Origin of the sequence: Roseateles microcysteis (genome assembly GCF_036880965.1) — a bacterium.
GTDB lineage: Bacteria > Pseudomonadota > Gammaproteobacteria > Burkholderiales > Burkholderiaceae_C > JAUASW01.
This window is the reverse complement of record NZ_JBAJMV010000001.1, coordinates 843,487-862,047: the sequence shown is the minus strand read 5'-3', so window position 1 is coordinate 862,047 and position 18,561 is coordinate 843,487. Positions and strand designations below refer to the sequence as shown.

Genomic DNA, 18,561 nt, shown 5'->3' with positions numbered 1-18,561 from the left:
AATGTCGCAGCAACTGATCATCTTCGACACCACCTTGCGCGACGGCGAGCAATCGCCCGGCGCATCGATGACCAAGGACGAGAAGCTGCGCATTGCGCGCCAACTGGAAAGGCTGCGTGTCGATGTGATCGAGGCGGGCTTTGCAGCCTCGAGCAATGGCGACTTCGAAGCGGTCAAGGCGATTGCCGACGTGATCCGCGAAAGCACGGTCTGCTCGCTGGCCCGCGCCAATGATCGGGACATCGGCCGCGCCGCCGAGGCCTTGAAGGGCGCCGCCCGCTCGCGCATCCACACATTCATCGCGACCAGCGAGCTCCACATGGAGAAGAAGCTGCGCATGACCCGCGAGCAGGTGCTGGAGCAGGCGAAGCTCGCCGTGCGCTTCGCACGCAATCTGACTGGCGACGTGGAGTTTTCGCCTGAGGACGGCTATCGCTCGGACCCCGAGTTCCTGGCCCGTGTCGTCGAAGCCGTCATTGCCGAAGGCGCGACCACGATCAACATCCCCGACACCGTGGGCTATGCCATCCCCGAGCTCTACGGCAACTTCATCAAGACCTTGCGCGAGCGCGTGCCGAACTCGGACAAGGCCATCTGGTCGGTCCATTGCCACAACGACCTGGGCATGGCCGTGGCCAACTCGCTGGCGGGCGTGCAGATCGGTGGCGCGCGACAGGTCGAGTGCACGATCAATGGCCTTGGTGAGCGGGCGGGCAATTGCTCGCTGGAAGAGGTGGTGATGGCGATCAAGACTCGCCGCGACTATTTCGGCCTGGATGTGAATGTCGACGCCACGCAGATCGTGGCGGCCTCGCGCATGGTTTCGCAAACCACGGGTTTCGTGGTCCAGCCGAACAAGGCCGTGGTCGGCGCCAATGCCTTTGCCCATGCGTCGGGCATTCATCAGGACGGTGTGCTGAAGGCGCGCGACACCTACGAAATCATGCGTGCCGAAGACGTGGGGTGGGCGGCCAACAAGATTGTTCTGGGCAAGCTCAGCGGCCGCAATGCCTTCAAGCAGCGCCTGCAGGAGCTCGGCATCCAGCTCGAGTCAGAGGCCGAAGTGAATGCCGCATTCGTCCGCTTCAAGGACCTGGCGGACCGCAAGAACGAGATCTTCGACGAGGACATCCTGGCGCTGGTGATGGACGAATCGGTCAGCTCCGAGCAGGAACACTACCGCCTGCTCTCCCTGGCCCAACGTTCTGAAACCGGCGAGCGGCCGCATGCGGCCATCGTCTTTGCCGCCGGGACTGTCGAGCACCGCGTCGAGAGCGACGGCAACGGCCCGGTCGACGCCACGCTTCGCGCGATCGAGCAATCCGTGCAAAGTGGCGCAGAAATGGTCCTCTACTCGGTGAACGCGATCACCGGTGGCAGTACAGAATCTCAGGGCGAGGTCACGATCCGTCTGCAGCATGCGGGTCGGGTCGTCAATGGCGTCGGGGCCGACCCCGATATCGTGGTCGCATCGGCCAAGGCATATTTGAGTGCCTTGAACAAGCTGCAAAGCAAGACCGAGCGTGTCGCAGCGCAAGGTTGACTTGAAGAGTGGCGGTTAAGTTTTTGATCTTGCTAGGTTTTTGCTGATCACATAAACTGCCCATCTGACCGTTGGGGACGCTTTTGAAGACTCTTGCCACCTTTGTTTCCTCAGCCGTTTTGAGCGGCTTGCTGATGGCTTCGGGCGCGCTCATGGCGACCCAGGCCGAGGCGGCCACCTCGGCCAAGGCCGGTGGCAAGGCAAGCGCCCAGAGCGTCGTCCGCAAGTCCAAGCCGGCCACCCGCACGCCCCGCAAGGCCGCCGTCGTGGCTGCCGCGGCAGCCGCCCCCACTTTTGGCCAGCTCTATGGCCTGCACTCGGTGGACGATCCGCTGGACCTGAAGTCCAGCGTCGCCCTGGTCATGGACCAGGACACCAACGAAGTGCTCTTCTCCAAGAATCCGCAGGCGGTGCTGCCCATCGCCTCGATCACCAAGCTGATGACCGCCCTGGTGGTGGTTGAAGCCGGACTGCCCCTGGACGAGAAGCTGACGATCACCGATGCCGACAAGGACACGGAGAAGGGCACTGGCTCACGCCTGGCCATCGGCACCACGCTGCCGCGCAGCGAGCTGATGCACCTCGCGCTGATGGCTTCCGAGAACCGAGCTGCCCATGCGCTGGGTCGCAACTATCCCGGTGGTCTGGATGCCTTTGTTGCGGCGATGAATGCCAAGGCTCGGTCGCTGGGCATGGAAGACACCCACTATGTGGAGCCCACGGGTCTGTCCAGCCGCAACCAGTCCAGTGCCAAGGACCTGGCTGCGTTGGTGAAGGTGGCCCATGAAGTGCCGCTGCTGCGCGAGTACTCGACCTCCAAGGCGCACAGCGTCACGGTGGGCCGCCGCCAGATGGCTTTCCGCAGCACCAATGGCCTTGTCAGCAGCCGCGACTGGGATATCGGCCTCCAGAAGACCGGTTTCATCAACGAAGCCGGCAAGTGCCTGGTGATGCAGGCCCAGATGGCAGGCCGCAAGCTGATCATGGTGTTCCTTGACTCGACCGGCAAGTACGCCCGGATCGGTGATGCCGAACGCATCCGCAAGTGGTTGGCGACCAACCCGACAGCCGCGGCGACGAGTCTCAGCAAGGTCGAGTGAACCTGGCAGGCTGACAGAGAACGAAGGGGCTGCGGCCCCTTCAGTCTTTTTCAGACCCAGCGTTCAGCCGCGGTGGCCCAGCGCCGCGGAAATCTGCGCGGCGGTTTCCTTCAGCCGCGAGCTCCAGCCTTCTTCCAGCCGGTCGGCCGGCGCCGAGATCGACAGCCCGGCCACCAGCTTGGCCTGGTCGTCATAGATGCCGGCGGCCATACAGCGCACGCCCAGCTCCAGCTCCTCGTCGTCGCGCGCCAGGCCGCGCTGACGGACCAGCGCCATCTCGCGCTCCAGCGCCCCGATCTCGGTGATGCTGTTCTTGGTGTGGCCGGCCAGCCCGGTGCGGGTGGCATAGGCGCGCACCCGCAGCGGCTCGTCGCTGGCCAGGAACAGCTTGCCGACCGAGGTCAGGTGCAGGGGCGCGCGGCCGCCGACTGCGCGTACGACCTGCATGCCTGAGCGCTCGGAATAGGTGCGCTCGATATAGACGATCTCGTCGCCCTGGCGCACCGAGAGATTGACCGGCTGGTGGGTGAACTTGTGCAACTCGCGCATGGGACCGAGGGCCGCATCGCGCACGTCCAGCCTTGCCTTGACCAGATTGCCCAGCTCCAGCAGCCGCATGCCCAGCCGGTAGCTGCCGGCCTCGGGTCGGTCGACAAAACGCCCGATGGTGAGGTCGTTGAGGATGCGATGAGCAGTGGAAGGATGCAGGCCGGTCGATTCGCTGATCTGCTTCAGCGAAACCGGATCCTGGTGGCTGGCCAGCACGTCCAGCAAGGAAAAAGTGCGTTCCAGCACCTGGATGGCAGGTGTGGCGAGCTCTTTGTTTTTCATGCCGCCATTGTGGTCGATTTCGCACCCGTTTTACATGGCGAAATGGCCACATTGGCGGCAGCGAGGCCGGATCGGACTGCGCCTTCCAGCGTGGCAGGGTAGGGGCCGGCCACATAGTCGCCGGCAGCGATGAGCCCTGAAGCGATCAGCGCCGGTGGGCGGGCCAGGCCTGGCGTGCACGCGAATGTGGCCCTTTTCTCGGCCAGGACGCGAACCCGCTCGATAGCGCCCTGCCAGCCCAACGCGGCCCTTGCCTGCGCTTCAACAGCGTTGCCAGCCACCTGCAAGCCGGCGTCGACCCAGGCCTGGGCGCCGCTGATGACGAAGGCAAACAGCCCGGCCTGGCCGCTCAACTGCCCATGGTCGAATGCGAATTGGGCTGGAGCGCTGGGCGATTCGTGGAGCGCCACCATCGGTGCTGCCAGGCATGCGCCGGGCTGGCGCAGGTAGACCGTGATGATGGGCTCGTATCGCAAGCTGCGCGCCTGCTCGGCCCAGATTGGCGAGGCAGGCTGCGTGAGCCTGGCCGCTTCCATCGGCGGGCATGCCAGCACGACCGCATCGAAATGCTCGCCGTCGATCTGCCATCGGCCGTCCTCCATGGGCTGCAGGTCCTGAGCTCGCCGTCCCAGGCGCAAGTCTGCACCTTGAGTTTGAAGCCAGTCAGCGGCGGGCGAGGGCAGGAGGTCGCCCAGCGGCCTGCGGGGCAGCAGCAGGTCGGCCGAACCCGGGCCGCTGAACATGGCGTCCTGCAACACCCTCAGAAAGACCTGGGCGCTGGCGCGCTCGGCCGGCGTGTTCAGCGCCGCGACGCAGAGCGGCTCGACCAGATCGACGCGGACCGGCTCGGGCAGCCGTGCGCACAGCTGGGCAACGCTCAGCCCCGGCGGGCACTTGAAGCCACTGAACAACCAGGCGGAGCTTTGCGCGAGCAAGGCCAGGCGCGCCCGCCACGGCCAGCGCTCGTAGCGCAGGACGCCGCGCAGGAAGGAAAGCAGCGGCTGGCCGCCAGGCAGGCGCAAGCCTTCATGATCGGGATAGCGCAGCCGCAGTGGCGTGCGCAAGAACAGTCGATCCGGATCGGCGCCGACGCGGCGCATCAGGGCCAGGGTGTCACGGTAGGCGCCGATCAGGATGTGCTGGCCGTTATCGAGCAGTGGCGACTGGTCGCTCACGCTGCGGGCCCGCCCGCCCCATTGGCCCGACATCTCGAACAAGGTCACGTGTGCGCCGAGCTCGGTGGCGCGCACAGCCGCGGCCAGACCCGCCCAGCCGCCGCCCACGACGGCCACGCGGCGAGGCGCCTGCATCAGCGGCCGCGCCAGTTGGTGCGCATCGCTATCCAGAGCTTGCGCAATGGTGTCAGCGAAATGCGCTGGTGCAGCACCTGAAAGTTCTCGGCCTCGATCTCGCGCAGAAGCGCGCGGTAGATATTGGCCATCATCATCCCGGGCTTTTGCGGCTTGCGGTCCGCCTCAGGCAGCAGGGCGAAGGCTTCGTCGTAAAGGCGATGGGCGCGCTCGGCCTGGAACTTCATCAGGGCCGTGAAGCGCTCGCTGTAGCCCCAGGGCCGGTCGCGCTTGAGGATCTCATGCGCCTTCACGTCGAACTGCTGAAGTTCGCTGACCGGCAGGTAGATGCGGCCGCGCCGCGCGTCGTCGCCGACATCGCGAATGATGTTGGTGAGCTGCATGGCCTGGCCGAGCTTGTGGGCGTAGGCGGTGGTTTGGGCATCCTCCTGGCCGAATATTCGCGCCGCCACTTCGCCAACGATACCGGCCACCAGGTGGCAGTACCTCTGCAGGCCGGGGTAGTCCAGGTAGCGGGTCTGCTCCAGATCCATCTGGCAGCCTTCGATCACTGCCATCAGATGCTCCAGCCGGATGTCGAAAGGCGCGCAATGCGGCATCAATGCCTTCATCACCGGATGCTGCGGCTGGCCGGCAAAGGCGCTGGCTGCCTCCTTGCGCCACCAGGCGAGCTTGGTGGCGGCAACGCCGGTGTCTTGCGTCTCATCGACGACGTCATCCACCTCGCGGCAGAAGGCATAGAAAGCCGTGATCGCGGCGCGGCGCGGCGGCGGCAGGAAGAGAAAGGCGTAGTAGAAACTCGAGCCACTCTTGGCCGCCTTGTCCTGCACATACTGCTCGGGGGTCAAGAGCGGGCCTCCAGCATGAGGTCGGCCGAGCGGGGCATGCGCAGGGCACGCCAGAGCATGGGCAAGGTGTCGAAGGCCCCAAGGACTGGGCGCTGCTGCAAGGTGGCGAAATCCATGTGGGCGATTTTCTCAAGAATCCTGAGTCCGCCCTGGACAACCAGGCGCAACTCCCAGCCGGCCCGCCCTGGTATCTGGTGCACCAGTGGCGCGCCCTTGTCCATCAGCTCCCGGGCCCAGCCGCAAAGCTCGGCCAGCAAGGCGCGGCTGGCCGGGCTGTCCTGGCCGCGCAGCCAGTCCTGGCTGCTCATGCCGTGGCGCGCCAGGTCGCTGGTCGGCGCGTAGCAGCGGCCGTTCGGTATGTCGCGGCTGGGGTCTTGCCAGAAGTTGATCAATTGCAGGCTGGTGCAGATGGCGTCGGATCGGCGCAGCGCCTCGGTGTCCTGGATGCCGTAGAGGTGCAGGAGCAGGCGGCCGACCGGGTTGGCCGAACGCCGGCAGTAGTCCAGCAGTTCCAGCCGGTCTGAATACCGGGTCTTGTGCAGGTCCTGGATGAAGGCGTCCAGCAGGTCGTCCAGCAACTGCAAGGGCAGGGCGTACTGGCGGAACACCGGCCCCAGCGCCGCGAACACCCCGGTCCATCGCGACGAGACATGCCGGCCGGCTGCCATGGCGCGGAGGTCTTCGCGATAGGCCTGGAGGTCGGCCAGGCGCTGCGAGGCATCGGCGTCACCCTCGTCGGCCAGGTCATCCGCGGTGCGCGCGAACCAGTAAATGGCTGCAATGGCCGGCCGCAATGCCGGCGGGCACAGCCAGGAAGCAACAGGAAAGTTCTCGTAGTGCTCTATGCTCACGAGCGGCATTGTGTGTGTTTTTGGGAAGGCTTCGTTGTCATTGGCGCCCCCTTCGGCGGGTTTGACAGCGTGGTGGCCGCTGAATACATTACTGACCAATTAGTCAGTTACTGCGGAACGGGGCTGCAGCGGGCTTTTGCTCGGGCATGCCGACCCGCTTTTCACGAGGTTCTCATGCCCCAAGTTCGAACTGCCCTCGTCGTGCTCGCCCTGGCCGTGCTGGCGGCCTGCAGCAAGCAGGCGCCTGCGCCGGAGCCCGAGCGTTCGGTGCGGACCCTGAAGCTGGACAGTGGCAGCGCCGGCATGGTGCTGGAGTTTGCTGGCGAGGTGAAGGCGCGGACTGAATCCCGCCTGTCATTCCGGGTGGGCGGCAAGCTCTTGAGCCGCAAGGTCAATGTTGGCGATTCCGTTCGCCAGGGCCAATTGCTGGCCCAGATCGATGCCCAGGACCTGGTGCTGGCGCAGGATGCAGCCAAGGCCGGTGTGCTCGCTGCACGAGCCAATCGCGACCAGCTCGGCGCCGAACTCAAGCGCTTCATTGAGTTGCGCGACCAGGGCTTCATCAGCGCCGCCGAACTGGAGCGCCGCGACACGGCTTTCAAGGCCGCTCAGGCGCAGCTCGATCAAGCCCGGGCCCAGGCCGGAGTACAGGGCAACCAGGCGGCTTATGCGCAGCTGGTGGCGGACCACGCAGGGGTGGTTACCGGTGTCGATGCCGAGCCCGGCATGGTGGTGGGCGCGGGCACACCCATCGTGCGCGTGGCCCAGGACGGGCCTCGCGATGTGGTGTTTTCCGTGCCTGAGGATAAGGTGGCCTTGCTGCGAGCCGCGGCCAGCCAGCCCGGCGCCCTGAAGGTGCGACTGTGGGGGCAGGGCCAGACGGCGCAGGACCTGACGCTGCGTGAGGTGTCGGCTGCGGCCGACCCAGTCACCCGCACCTTTCTTTTCAAGGCTGATGGTGGTCGCAACACTGAATTGAAGCTCGGCCAGACGGCGACAGTGCTGCTGGAACTGCCGCGCACCGACAACATCATCAAGTTGCCGCTGGCGGCCGTGCTGGAGCTGGATGGCAAGAGCAGCGTCTGGTTGCTCGATCCCGCCACGATGACGGTCAAGTCGCAAGCGGTGCAGGTCGGGGGTGTGGACGGCAACGAGGTGGTGATCGTCGGCGGCTTGTCCACCGGGCAGGAAGTGGTGGTGGCCGGTGTGCACGTGCTGACGACTGGGCAAAAGGTGCGCCGCTACGACGTCAATGGCAAGCCGCCCGCTGCAGCTGTAGCGCCCGCAGCCACACTGCCCGCTGCCGCTTCGCGCTGACCCGGAGAGCTCTCGCATGAACAGCAATCCGAGCCGCGCCCCGGGGACCTCGCATTTCAATGTGTCCCGATGGGCGCTGGAGCATCCCGCGCTTACGCGCTACCTGATGATCGTGCTGATGGTGACGGGCTTCGCCGCCTACTTCCAGCTGGGTCAGGATGAAGATCCGCCCTTCACCTTCCGCGCCATGGTGGTGCAGGCCTATTGGCCTGGTGCGACGGCCCAGCAGATGGCCGAGCAGGTGACGGACAAAATCGAGAAGACGCTGCAGGAAGTGCCGTACTCGGACAAGATCCGCTCCTACACCAAGCCGGGCGAATCGCTGACCATCTTCCAGCTGAAAGACAACTCGCCGCCCAAGGAGGTGCCTGAGGTCTGGTATCAGGTGCGCAAGAAGATCGGCGACATGCGCGCCACGCTTCCGCAAGGTGTTCTCGGCCCCGGCTTCAACGACGAGTTCGGCGACGTCTACGGCTCCATCTTTGCCCTCTCTGCCGATGGGTTTTCACGCGAGGAATTGCGTCAGCATGCCGAGCGAGTGCGCAGCGAACTGCTCAAGGTGCCTGACGTGGCCAAGGTGGAAACCTTTGGCGTGCAGCCCGAAAAGCTCTTTGTCGAGATATCGCACAAGCGCCTGGCCGAGCTGGGCCTGGACCTGAATCAGGTCATCGGACAGCTCAATGCTCAGAACGCCGTGGAAGGCGCCGGCTTGCTCAATGCGGGCAGCAGCAACCTCCAGGTGCGGGTGGCAGGGCAGTTCAATTCCGTCGACGCTCTGCGCGAATTTCCGATTCGCGGCATCAACCCGGCCACCGGCGTGGCCAGCACGATCAAGCTGAGCGATATCGGCGTCGTCAAGCGCGAGTACGCCGATCCGCCGGCCGTCATGGTGCGCCACCAGGGCCGTGAGGTGATTGCCCTGGGCGTGTCGATGAGCAAGGGTGGCGACATCATCTCGCTGGGCAAGAGCCTGCAGAAGACCACCAAGCAGATCCGCGCGGCGCTGCCCGCCGGCATCGAGCTGCAGCAGGTGCAAGACCAGCCACAAGCCGTGGCCCGCTCTGTCAAAGAGTTCGTTCAGGTGCTGATCGAGGCCGTGGTGATCGTGCTTGTCGTCAGCTTCATCTCTCTGGGTTTGCACACGCGGCCCTGGCGCATCGACATCTGGCCCGGCCTGGTCGTGGCCATCACCATCCCGCTGGTCCTGGCGATCACCTTCGTCACGATGTTCTATTGGGGTGTGGGCCTGCACAAGATTTCGCTGGGCTCGCTGATCATTGCGCTCGGCTTGCTGGTGGATGACGCCATCATTGCGGTCGAGATGATGGTGCGCAAGCTCGAGGAGGGCTACGACAAGATGCATGCGGCCACCTTCGCGTACGACGCGACGGCTATGCCCATGCTCACCGGCACCTTGATCACCGCGGTAGGCTTCCTGCCCATCGGCATGGCCAAGTCGATGACCGGCGAATACACCTATGCCATCTTTGCGGTCACCGCGGCTGCGCTCTTGATCTCCTGGGTGGTGTCGGTCTACTTCGTGCCTTACCTCGGCGCGCTGCTCCTGAAGACGCACAAGCCCAAGGACGGCGAAGTGCATGAGTTGTTTGACACGCCGTTCTACAACCGCTTCCGCAAGCTGGTGTACTGGTGCGTCGAGCATCGCTGGAAGACGATAGGCATGACGGTGCTGGTCTTCGCCCTGGGCCTCGCTGGCATGGGCAAGGTGCAGCAGCAGTTCTTCCCTGACTCAAGCCGCCCCGAGGTGATGGTCGACCTGTGGCTGCCGGAAGGCGCGACCATGCAGCAGAGCGAAGCCGTGGCCAAGCGCTTCGAGGCCCGCTTGATGAAGGAGCCGGGCGTGTCCTCGGTGACCATGTGGGTGGGCAGCGGCGTGCCGCGTTTCTATCTGCCCCTGGACCAGGTGTTCCCGCAGACCAATGTGACGCAAGCCATCGTGCTGCCGAGCAGCCTGGCCGAGCGGGAGGCGCTGCGTCAGCGTCTGCCGGCGCTGCTTGCCGCTGAATTCCCGGATGTGCGCTCGCGCATCAAGTTGCTGCCCAACGGCCCGCCGGTACCCTATCCGGTGCAGTTCCGTGTGCTGGGTCAGGACGTCAAGACCGTGCGCGCCTGGGCCGACCAGGCCAAGGAAATCCTGCGCGCCAACCCGAACATGCGCGGGGTGAACGACAACTGGAACGAATCGGTCAAAGCGTTGAAGCTCGACGTCGACCAGGACAAGGCACGCGCGCTGGGCGTGACCAGCCAGAGCCTCGCGCAAGCGTCGCGCACCTTGCTGTCGGGTTCCGTGGTGGGCCAGTACCGCGAGGGCGACCGCCTGATCGACATCGTGCTGCGCCAGCCCGCCGACGAGCGCAATGCCATCTCAGACATTGCCAACGCCTATGTACCTACGGCGAGCGGCCGCGCGATCCCGCTGACGCAGATCGCCAAGGTCAGTTTCGACTGGGAGCCTGGCGTGCTGTGGCGCGAAGGCCGCAACTATGCGGTGACCGTGCAGGGCGATGTGGTCGAAGGTCTTCAGGGTGCGACAGTGACCGCGCAAGTCTGGCCCGCGCTGCAGAAGCTGCAGGCCAAGATGCCCAATGGCTATTACATCGAGGTGGCCGGTGCGGTGGAGGAGAGCAGCAAGGGCCAGGGCTCGATTGCGGCCGGCGTGCCGATGATGCTGTTCATCACCTTCACGCTCCTGATGCTGCAGCTGCAGAGCTTCTCGCGAGCCATGCTGGTCTTTCTGACCGGGCCACTGGGCATTGCCGGCGTGGCTGGCGCCTTGCTGCTCTTGAACCGGCCGTTCGGCTTCGTCGCCTTGCTCGGCGTGATTGCGCTGATGGGCATGATCCAGCGCAACTCGGTGATCCTGATCGACCAGATCGAGCAGGACCGCGAGCGTGGCGTGCCGGCCTGGAACGCGATTGCCGAGTCGGCGGTGCGGCGTTTCCGACCCATCGTGCTGACGGCGGCGGCGGCCGTGCTGGCCATGGTGCCGCTGTCGCGCTCGGTGTTCTGGGGGCCGATGGCCGTGGCCATCATGGGCGGCCTGATCGTCGCCACGGTGCTCACCCTGCTGGCCTTGCCGGCCATGTATGCCGCCTGGTTCCGGGTCAAGCGCCCGGTCGAGCCTTCTCGTTTGTAAGGCTGCAAGATTTTTGCCCCGGCGAAGCGGCTACAATCGCCGGTTTGCCGAATCGCCACAGGCTTGCCGACGGAATATCTATCCCCGGACGCAGGCCTGAGACAACGCCGCGCGGGTGGCGAAATTGGTAGACGCACCAGGTTTAGGTCCTGACGCCTTCACCGGCGTGCCGGTTCGAGTCCGGCCCCGCGCACCAGCTAACTTTGTATTGAGTCCAACATGGCCGTTACCGTCGAAACCCTCGAAAAGCTCGAACGCCGCATCACGCTCACGCTGGCGGCCGCTGACATCAACAGCGAAGTCGAGAACCGTCTGAAGAAACTGGCCCGTACCGTCAAGGCTGACGGTTTCCGCCCCGGCAAGGTGCCGATGAGCGTCGTGGCCCAGCGCTACGGCTACTCGGTGCAGTATGAAGTCATGAACGACAAGCTGGGTGAGGCTTTCTCCAGCGCCGCCAACGAAGCCAAGCTGCGTGTGGCCGGCGTGCCCCGCATCGCCCAGAAGGAACAGTCGCCTGAAGGCCAGATGGCCTTCGACGCCACCTTCGAGGTCTACCCGGAAGTCAAGATCGGCGACCTGGCCGGTGCCGAAGTCGAGCGCGTCAGCAGCGAAGTGAGCGAAGAAGCGATCGACAAGACCGTCGAGATCCTGCGCAAGCAGCGCCGCACCTTCGCCCAGCGTGCTGCGGCCGACGTGGTCGTCGAAGGCGACCGCGTGACCGTCGACTTCGAAGGCAAGATCGACGGCGAACCCTTCTCCGGCGGCAAGGCCGAAGCCTTCCAGTTCATGGTCGGCGAAGGCCAGATGCTCGAAGCCTTCGACAAGGCCGTGCGCGGCATGAAGGCTGGCGAAGGCAAGACCTTCCCGCTTGCCTTCCCGGCCGATTACCACAGTGCAGACGTGGCCGGCAAGGAAGCAGACTTCCTGGTCACGGTCAAGAAGATCGAAGCCCAGCACCTGCCTGAAGTGAACGAAGCGTTCGCCAAGGCCCTGGGCATCAAGGATGCTTCGATCGAGGCGCTGCGCGCCGACATCAAGAAGAACCTCGAGCGCGAAGTGAAGTTCCGCGTGCTGGCCCGCAACAAGGCTGCCGTGATGGAAGCCTTGGTGTCGGTGGCTGAGTTGGACGTGCCCAATGCCCTGGTCGCCAGTGAAACCGAGCGCCTGGTTGCCAATGCTCGCGAAGACCTGAAGAAGCGCGGCGTCAAGGATGCCGACAAGGCCCCGATCCCTGAAGAGCTGTTCAAGCCCCAAGCCGAGCGCCGCGTGCGTCTGGGACTGGTGGTCGGCGAGCTGGTTCGTTCGAACAATTTGCAGGCCAAGCCGGAGCAACTGCAAGCGCACATCGAAGAACTGGCACAGAGCTATGAGAAGCCCGCTGACGTCGTGCGCTGGTACCTGAGCGACCGGGAGCGCCTCGCCGAAGTGGAAGCCGTGGTCGTTGAAAACAACGTCACCGACTTCGTGCTGGCCAAGGCCAAGATCAACGACAAGGCTCTGCCTTTCGATGAGCTGATGGCCGCTGGCAACTGATCCAGCCTCGGCTGAATCCAGAGGGCGCCGCGCCGAAAGGTCGGCGCCTTTGTCATTTCGGCAGGGTCGGCTCGCCCTTGTCATTTCGCCAAGAGCACCCCACCTGTCGTTTCCGGCAAGGGGGCTGGCGAGCGGACATAATCAGTCCGGCAATGCGATGTTTCTAATTCGAGGATTTACATGAGCGCGCTTGAGACAAGCAATCTGGGCATGGTGCCCATCGTCATCGAACAGTCGGGTCGCGGTGAACGTGCCTACGACATCTACAGCCGTCTGCTGCGCGAGCGAGTCATCTTCCTGGTCGGACCGGTGAATGACGCAGTGGCCAACCTGGTGGTGGCGCAACTGCTGTTCCTGGAGAGCGAGAACCCTGACAAGGACATCAACCTCTACATCAATTCGCCCGGCGGCAGCGTCTCGGCCGGCATGTCGATCTTCGACACGATGAACTTCATCAAGCCGCAGGTCTCGACGCTTTGCATGGGCATGGCTGCGAGCATGGGCGCGTTCCTACTGGCGGCAGGTGAAAAGGGCAAGCGCTTCGCGCTGCCGAACTCCAAGATCATGATCCACCAGCCGCTGGGCGGCGCCCAGGGCCAGGCGACCGACATCGAGATCCACGCCCGTGAGATCCTGAAGACTCGCGAGCAGCTCAACCGTATCCTGGCCGAGCGCAGCGGCCAGAGCCTGGAAAAGATCCAGGCGGACACGGAGCGGGACTATTTCATGTCGGCCGACGAGGCCGCCGGCTATGGCCTGATCGACCAGGTGATCGCGAAACGTCCTTGAAACCGGTGTTTTGGTGCCAACTGGTGCCGCCGAAGGGCCCTTTTCTGCAAAAGGGCCCTATCTCCATTTGAACTATCATCAGTTCAGGAAGTCTGTCTGAAGGTTTGAGCGAATCCATGGCCGAGAAAAAAGGCAACTCCAGCGAAAAAGTCTTGTACTGCTCTTTCTGCGGCAAGAGTCAGCACGAGGTGAAGAAGCTGATCGCGGGCCCCTCCGTGTTCATCTGCGATGAATGTATCGAGCTGTGCAACGACATCATTCGTGACGAAGCGCCGGCCGAGACGCCACAGGCGCGCGCCAGCAAGTCCGACCTGCCGGTGCCCAGCGAGATCAAGGCCAGCCTCGACAACTACGTGATCGGGCAAGACGTGGCCAAGCGCACGCTGTCGGTCGCGGTCTACAACCACTACAAGCGCCTGCGTCACATGACGGGCGCCAAGGACGGCATCGAGCTGTCCAAGAGCAACATCCTCCTGATCGGGCCCACGGGCTCGGGCAAGACGCTGCTGGCGCAAACGCTGGCTCGCCTCCTGAACGTGCCCTTCGTGATCGCTGACGCGACTACGCTGACCGAAGCCGGCTACGTGGGCGAGGACGTCGAGAACATCATCCAGAAGCTGCTGCAGAACTGCAATTACGACGTTGAGCGCGCCCAGCGCGGCATCGTCTACATCGACGAAATCGACAAGATCTCGCGCAAGGCCGACAACCCCTCGATCACACGCGATGTGTCGGGCGAGGGCGTGCAGCAGGCCTTGCTGAAGCTGGTCGAGGGCACGATGGCTTCGGTGCCACCGCAAGGCGGCCGCAAGCACCCGAATCAAGACTTTCTGCAGATCGACACGACCAACATCCTGTTCATCTGCGGCGGTGCGTTCGACGGCCTCGAGAAGGTGATCCAGAACCGTTCCGAGAAGTCGGGCATCGGTTTCGGCGCCACGGTGAAGAGCAAGAGCGAACGTCGCGTGTCGGAAGTGTTCCGCGAGGTCGAGCCGGAAGACTTGATCAAGTTCGGCCTGATCCCCGAGCTCGTCGGCCGCCTGCCGGTGGTGGCCACGCTGGGCGAGTTGACCGAAGACGCGCTGGTGCAGATCCTCACCGAACCCAAGAACGCCTTGCTGAAGCAGTACCAGCACCTGTTCTCGATGGACGGCGTGGAACTCGAAGTGCGCCCCTCGGCCTTGGCCGCCATCGCCCGCAAGGCGCTGGCCCGCAAGACCGGCGCGCGCGGCCTGCGCTCGATCATGGAACATTCGCTGATCGATACGATGTTTGAACTGCCCGCCCTCGACGGCGTGGCCAAGGTTGTTCTGGATGAGCACAACATCGAGGAGGATGCCAAGCCACTGCTGGTCTATCGCGAGTCGAAGGCCAGTGCCTGACCCAACCGCACGAAAGCCGCCCAGCCCCCAAGCGCTGCCTTGCAATTTTTCTCTCAGGCCATAGATCGGTCTGAGAAAGAGAGGTTTTCATGTCCGGTCATCCCGTACTGCCCGCTGAACCCATCACACTGCCGCTGCTGCCGCTGCGCGACGTGGTGGTGTTTCCGCACATGGTGATTCCGCTGTTCGTCGGCCGCCCCAAGTCGATCAAGGCCCTCGAAGCCGCGATGGAAGCCGGCCGCCAGATCATGCTCGTGGCACAGAAGGCCGCTGGCAAGGACGAGCCCAAGCCCGAAGACATGTTCGAAGTGGGCTGCGTCTCCAGCATCCTGCAGATGCTCAAGCTACCCGACGGCACCGTGAAGGTGCTGGTCGAGGGCCTGCAGCGCGCTACTACCCAGCGCATCACTGATGGTGAAGAACACTTCAGCGCCGACGTGCTGCCGATCCCGCCCGAAGTCGATACCAAGCCGGAAGTCGAGGCGCTGCGTCGCGCTGTCACGCAGCAGTTCGACCAGTACGTCAAGCTGAACAAGAAGATCCCGCCCGAGATCCTCACGTCTATCGCGGGTATCGACGATGCGGGTCGCCTGGCCGACACCATCGCCGCGCATCTGCCGCTCAAGCTCGATGCAAAGCAGGCGGTGCTGGACCTGTCCGAAGTCTCCAAGCGGCTCGAGAAGCTCCTGGACCTGCTTGAGCATGAAGTCGACATCCTGCAGGTGGAAAAGCGCATCCGCGGCCGCGTCAAGCGCCAGATGGAGAAGAGCCAGCGCGAGTACTACCTGAACGAGCAGGTCAAGGCCATCCAGAAGGAACTGGGCGACGGCGAAGACGGCGCCGACATGGAGGAGCTGGACAAGAAGATCCAGGCTGCCCGCATGCCCAAGGAAGCGCGCAAGAAGGCAGACGCCGAGCTCAAGAAGCTCAAGCTCATGTCGCCGATGTCGGCCGAAGCCACGGTCGTGCGCAACTACATCGACACCCTGGTCGGCCTGCCCTGGAGCAAGAAGACCAAGATCAAGCACGACCTCTCGCATGCCGAGGACGTGCTGAACGAAGACCACTATGGCCTCGACAAGGTCAAGGACCGCATCCTTGAGTATCTTGCTGTGCAGGCGCGCGTCGACAAGGTCAAGGCACCGATCCTGTGCCTGGTCGGCCCCCCGGGCGTGGGCAAGACATCGCTCGGCCAGTCGGTGGCCCGTGCAACCGGCCGCAAGTTCGTTCGCATGGCCCTGGGTGGCGTGCGTGACGAGGCCGAGATCCGCGGCCACCGTCGAACCTATATCGGCTCGATGCCTGGCAAGGTGCTGCAGTCGCTGTCCAAGGTCGGCACGCGCAATCCGCTGTTCCTGCTCGACGAGATCGACAAGCTGGGCATGGACTTCCGGGGCGATCCGTCCTCGGCCCTGCTCGAAGTGCTGGACCCGGAGCAGAACCACACCTTCGGCGACCACTACATCGAGGTCGATTTCGACCTGAGCGATGTGATGTTCGTGGCCACCTCGAACTCGCTCAACATCCCGCCGGCTCTGCTGGACCGGATGGAAGTGATACGCCTGTCGGGTTACACCGAGGATGAGAAGGTCAACATCGCCCAGCGCTACTTGCTGCCCAAACAGCGCAAGAACAATGGCGTCAAGGACGAGGAGATGGACGTCACCGAGTCGGCCATCCGCGGCATCATCCGCTACTACACCCGTGAAGCCGGTGTCCGTTCGCTGGAACGCGAGATCTCCAAGATCTGCCGCAAGGTGGTGAAGAGCATTGCGCTCAAGACCATCGAAGGCCAGGCTGTCGTCACAGACGACAACCTGAACGACTTCCTGGGCGTGCGCAAGTACGACTTCGGCCGCGCCGAGAAGACCAATCAGGTCGGCCAGGTGGTCGGTCTGGCCTGGACCGAAGTGGGCGGTGATCTGCTGACCATCGAAGCCACCGCCATGCCGGGCAAGGGCAACATCATCCGCACCGGTTCGCTGGGCGACGTGATGAAGGAATCGGTCGAGGCCGCTCGCACGGTGGTGCGTTCACGCGCTCGCCGCCTGGGCATCAAGGACGAGCTCTTCGAGAAGCGTGACGTGCACGTTCACGTGCCCGATGGCGCGACTCCGAAGGACGGTCCGAGCGCAGGTGCAGCGATGACGACGGCCTTTGTGTCGGCCCTGACCGGTATCCCGGTTCGTGCAGACGTGGCGATGACCGGTGAAATCACCTTGCGTGGTGAAGTGACGGCCATCGGTGGCCTGAAGGAAAAGCTGCTCGCCGCTCACCGCGGTGGCATCAAGACCGTGATGATCCCGGAAGAGAACGTCAAGGACCTGCAGGACATTCCCGAGAACGTCAAGAACCAGCTCGAGATCGTGCCGGTGCGCTGGATTGATCGTGTGCTCGAAGTGGCGCTTGAGTCGATGCCTTCGCCACTGCCCGATGAAGAGCCGGCTGTCGCAGCCAAGGCGGAAGCTGCCGTGGTGGCGCCGCCCGCCGCGACGCACTGAGATTGACGAGCGCAAGGCCCAAAGCCTTGCGCGACGTCTAAAATTCGGTATAGAATAGCTGCTTCAGCGAACGGCGCAGGACTTTAAAAATCCGGTGCCAAGTCTGCAAAGACGTGTTGAACACTTAAGCGGGTGTAGCTCAGTTGGTAGAGCGCGACCTTGCCAAGGTCGAGGTCACGAGTTCGAGCCTCGTTACCCGCTCCAGGCACATAGATGGGAAGCCCAGGCTTCCCATTTTTATCAGCACCACCAGATGCTGGTAAATTGAATTGATGGATTCTCTGGCGCGGTAGCAAAGCGGTTATGCACCGGATTGCAAATCCGTGTAGGTCGGTTCGACTCCGGCCCGCGCCTCCAGAAGACATGCGGGTGTAGCTCAGTTGGTAGAGCGCGACCTTGCCAAGGTCGAGGTCACGAGTTCGAGCCTCGTTACCCGCTCCAAAAAAAGCCGGTTCGCGCCGGACTTGATGTCACCAACACATCGAGTGAAATGCGGGTGTAGCTCAGTTGGTAGAGCGCGACCTTGCCAAGGTCGAGGTCACGAGTTCGAGCCTCGTTACCCGCTCCAGTTTGAAGATCAAGGGAAGCCTGGCGGCTTCCCTTTTTTCTTTGTGCGTCTGATGCGGCAGAGATAATGCCGCACGCTCACGCGCTCGCCCGGGTGGTGAAATTGGTAGACGCAGCGGACTTAAAATCCGCCGGCCGCGAGGCCATACGGGTTCGATTCCCGTCCTGGGCACCACCGACAAGGGCCTCAGCCCTGGTGGCTTGCTGGCTTATTGACTCGGCCAGGCGCTGGCCTGCACTTCCAGGCGCAGATACCAATCAGACGGCAGCGTGCCGGCCCAGACCAGGTTGTGGTGGGGGGGCAGTCGGCGCTTGGCGAAGGTCATCCGCGCGTCGGCCAAGGCCAGCAGCGTGGAAGCCTGCCAACCCTGGTTCGGCGGGCTGGCAGCGGCGCCGACGGTCACGGTCAGCGGGCGCAAGCCGCCAAGCTGAGCAAGGGCACTGGCGATCCGGTCGCGCAGGCGCTCGCCCAACTCGGCTGCGGTCGCCAAGGTGGCATCCGGCAGGATCACGACGAACTCATCGGCGCCCATATAGGCCAGGCTGGCGCGAGGCGGCAGCAGTTGCTGCAAGAGCATCGCAAGCTGGGTCAGGACCTGCTCGGCCTGTGTCGGGCCATGCTCGTCCTGGTAGTCCTTGAAGTGGTCGACATCCAGTGTCAGCAGCGCCAGCGAATGGCCTGAGCTGCGAGTGGCTTGCGCCACCGCTTCCAGTGCCTGTTGCATGGCTTGGCGATTCAAGACTCCTTGCACGGCCCGCAGGTCGGCATTGGCGATGGTCATGGTTCTACCCGGCAGCGGTGATGCCCCATGCTAGTCACGCATTGCCGTCC

At 63.9% G+C, this 18,561-nt stretch carries 13 protein-coding genes and 6 tRNA genes; 14 read left to right on the top strand and 5 right to left on the bottom strand.

Annotated elements, in window-relative coordinates; all coding sequences use genetic code 11:
- Window position 1 precedes the first annotated feature (1 nt).
- Together V3596_RS03935 and pbpG are read left to right on the top strand one after the other, a co-directional pair.
- Window positions 2-1,543: a 2-isopropylmalate synthase gene (locus tag V3596_RS03935; RefSeq protein WP_334276282.1), complete on the top strand. Its 1,542-nt coding sequence runs from the start codon at window positions 2-4 to the stop codon at window positions 1,541-1,543.
- Window positions 1,544-1,677: 134 nt separating this feature from the next.
- A complete protein-coding gene (gene pbpG, locus V3596_RS03930) occupies window positions 1,678-2,643 on the top strand; it encodes a D-alanyl-D-alanine endopeptidase (protein WP_395386823.1) in 966 nt (321 codons plus the stop codon).
- 63 nt (window positions 2,644-2,706) lie between these two features.
- On the opposite strand, the gene V3596_RS03925 is transcribed toward pbpG, so the two are convergent.
- From V3596_RS03925 to hpnC, 4 genes are read right to left on the bottom strand one after another with little or no spacing between them, the layout of a single operon-like run.
- Complete coding sequence (locus V3596_RS03925; RefSeq protein ID WP_334276280.1) at window positions 2,707-3,474, bottom strand: IclR family transcriptional regulator; 768 nt, start codon at window positions 3,472-3,474, stop codon at window positions 2,707-2,709.
- Window positions 3,471-4,784, bottom strand: a complete 1,314-nt coding sequence (hpnE, locus tag V3596_RS03920) for a hydroxysqualene dehydroxylase HpnE (protein WP_334276279.1) — start codon at window positions 4,782-4,784, stop codon at window positions 3,471-3,473. Before hpnE ends, V3596_RS03925 begins: the two co-directional genes overlap by 4 nt.
- The gene (hpnD, locus tag V3596_RS03915) at window positions 4,784-5,632 is read right to left on the bottom strand and encodes a presqualene diphosphate synthase HpnD (RefSeq protein WP_334276278.1); all 849 of its coding nucleotides are present in this window, start codon (window positions 5,630-5,632) and stop codon (window positions 4,784-4,786) included. The genes hpnE and hpnD overlap by 1 nt, the downstream gene beginning before the upstream one ends.
- Entirely contained in the window at window positions 5,629-6,492 is an 864-nt protein-coding gene (gene hpnC / locus V3596_RS03910; protein ID WP_416383957.1) for a squalene synthase HpnC, read from the bottom strand. Before hpnC ends, hpnD begins: the two co-directional genes overlap by 4 nt.
- Window positions 6,493-6,657: 165 nt before the next feature.
- On the opposite strand from hpnC, the gene V3596_RS03905 reads away from it, so the two are divergent.
- From V3596_RS03905 to V3596_RS03850, 12 genes are all read left to right on the top strand, one after another.
- Window positions 6,658-7,800, top strand: a complete 1,143-nt coding sequence (locus V3596_RS03905; protein ID WP_334276276.1) for an efflux RND transporter periplasmic adaptor subunit — start codon at window positions 6,658-6,660, stop codon at window positions 7,798-7,800.
- Between the two features lie 16 nt (window positions 7,801-7,816).
- Window positions 7,817-10,957: an efflux RND transporter permease subunit gene (locus tag V3596_RS03900; protein WP_334276275.1), complete on the top strand. Its 3,141-nt coding sequence runs from the start codon at window positions 7,817-7,819 to the stop codon at window positions 10,955-10,957.
- 109 nt (window positions 10,958-11,066) lie between these two features.
- Window positions 11,067-11,153: transfer RNA gene (locus V3596_RS03895), tRNA-Leu, on the top strand.
- Between the two features lie 23 nt (window positions 11,154-11,176).
- Entirely contained in the window at window positions 11,177-12,490 is a 1,314-nt protein-coding gene (gene tig / locus V3596_RS03890; protein WP_334276274.1) for a trigger factor, read from the top strand.
- Window positions 12,491-12,670: 180 nt separating this feature from the next.
- Entirely contained in the window at window positions 12,671-13,279 is a 609-nt protein-coding gene (gene clpP, locus V3596_RS03885; RefSeq protein ID WP_334276273.1) for an ATP-dependent Clp endopeptidase proteolytic subunit ClpP, read from the top strand.
- A gap of 116 nt (window positions 13,280-13,395) precedes the next feature.
- Window positions 13,396-14,661, top strand: coding sequence for an ATP-dependent Clp protease ATP-binding subunit ClpX (gene clpX / locus V3596_RS03880; protein ID WP_334276272.1), 1,266 nt, complete (start codon window positions 13,396-13,398; stop codon window positions 14,659-14,661).
- An 89-nt stretch (window positions 14,662-14,750) separates the two neighbouring features.
- On the top strand, window positions 14,751-17,162 hold the full coding sequence (gene lon, locus V3596_RS03875; RefSeq protein WP_334276271.1) for an endopeptidase La: 2,412 nt from the start codon (window positions 14,751-14,753) through the stop codon (window positions 17,160-17,162).
- A 128-nt stretch (window positions 17,163-17,290) separates the two neighbouring features.
- A tRNA-Gly gene (locus tag V3596_RS03870) sits at window positions 17,291-17,366 on the top strand.
- A gap of 79 nt (window positions 17,367-17,445) precedes the next feature.
- A tRNA-Cys gene (locus tag V3596_RS03865) sits at window positions 17,446-17,519 on the top strand.
- A gap of 8 nt (window positions 17,520-17,527) precedes the next feature.
- Window positions 17,528-17,603: transfer RNA gene (locus V3596_RS03860), tRNA-Gly, on the top strand.
- 51 nt (window positions 17,604-17,654) lie between these two features.
- A tRNA-Gly gene (locus tag V3596_RS03855) sits at window positions 17,655-17,730 on the top strand.
- Window positions 17,731-17,817: 87 nt separating this feature from the next.
- A tRNA-Leu gene (locus tag V3596_RS03850) sits at window positions 17,818-17,904 on the top strand.
- Window positions 17,905-17,938: 34 nt separating this feature from the next.
- On the opposite strand, the gene V3596_RS03845 is transcribed toward V3596_RS03850, so the two are convergent.
- Window positions 17,939-18,511: a GGDEF domain-containing protein gene (locus V3596_RS03845; RefSeq protein ID WP_334276270.1), complete on the bottom strand. Its 573-nt coding sequence runs from the start codon at window positions 18,509-18,511 to the stop codon at window positions 17,939-17,941.
- Window positions 18,512-18,561 lie beyond the last annotated feature (50 nt).

Coding starts and splice junctions, on each gene's coding strand:
- V3596_RS03935 (WP_334276282.1), top strand. CDS start 2: ATGTCGCAGCAACTGATCATCTTCGACACCACCTTGCGCGACGGCGAG.
- pbpG (WP_395386823.1), top strand. CDS start 1,678: ATGGCTTCGGGCGCGCTCATGGCGACCCAGGCCGAGGCGGCCACCTCG.
- V3596_RS03925 (WP_334276280.1), bottom strand. CDS start 3,474: ATGAAAAACAAAGAGCTCGCCACACCTGCCATCCAGGTGCTGGAACGC.
- hpnE (WP_334276279.1), bottom strand. CDS start 4,784: ATGCAGGCGCCTCGCCGCGTGGCCGTCGTGGGCGGCGGCTGGGCGGGT.
- hpnC (WP_416383957.1), bottom strand. CDS start 6,492: ATGCCGCTCGTGAGCATAGAGCACTACGAGAACTTTCCTGTTGCTTCC.
- V3596_RS03905 (WP_334276276.1), top strand. CDS start 6,658: ATGCCCCAAGTTCGAACTGCCCTCGTCGTGCTCGCCCTGGCCGTGCTG.
- V3596_RS03900 (WP_334276275.1), top strand. CDS start 7,817: ATGAACAGCAATCCGAGCCGCGCCCCGGGGACCTCGCATTTCAATGTG.
- tig (WP_334276274.1), top strand. CDS start 11,177: ATGGCCGTTACCGTCGAAACCCTCGAAAAGCTCGAACGCCGCATCACG.
- clpP (WP_334276273.1), top strand. CDS start 12,671: ATGAGCGCGCTTGAGACAAGCAATCTGGGCATGGTGCCCATCGTCATC.
- clpX (WP_334276272.1), top strand. CDS start 13,396: ATGGCCGAGAAAAAAGGCAACTCCAGCGAAAAAGTCTTGTACTGCTCT.
- lon (WP_334276271.1), top strand. CDS start 14,751: ATGTCCGGTCATCCCGTACTGCCCGCTGAACCCATCACACTGCCGCTG.
- V3596_RS03845 (WP_334276270.1), bottom strand. CDS start 18,511: ATGACCATCGCCAATGCCGACCTGCGGGCCGTGCAAGGAGTCTTGAAT.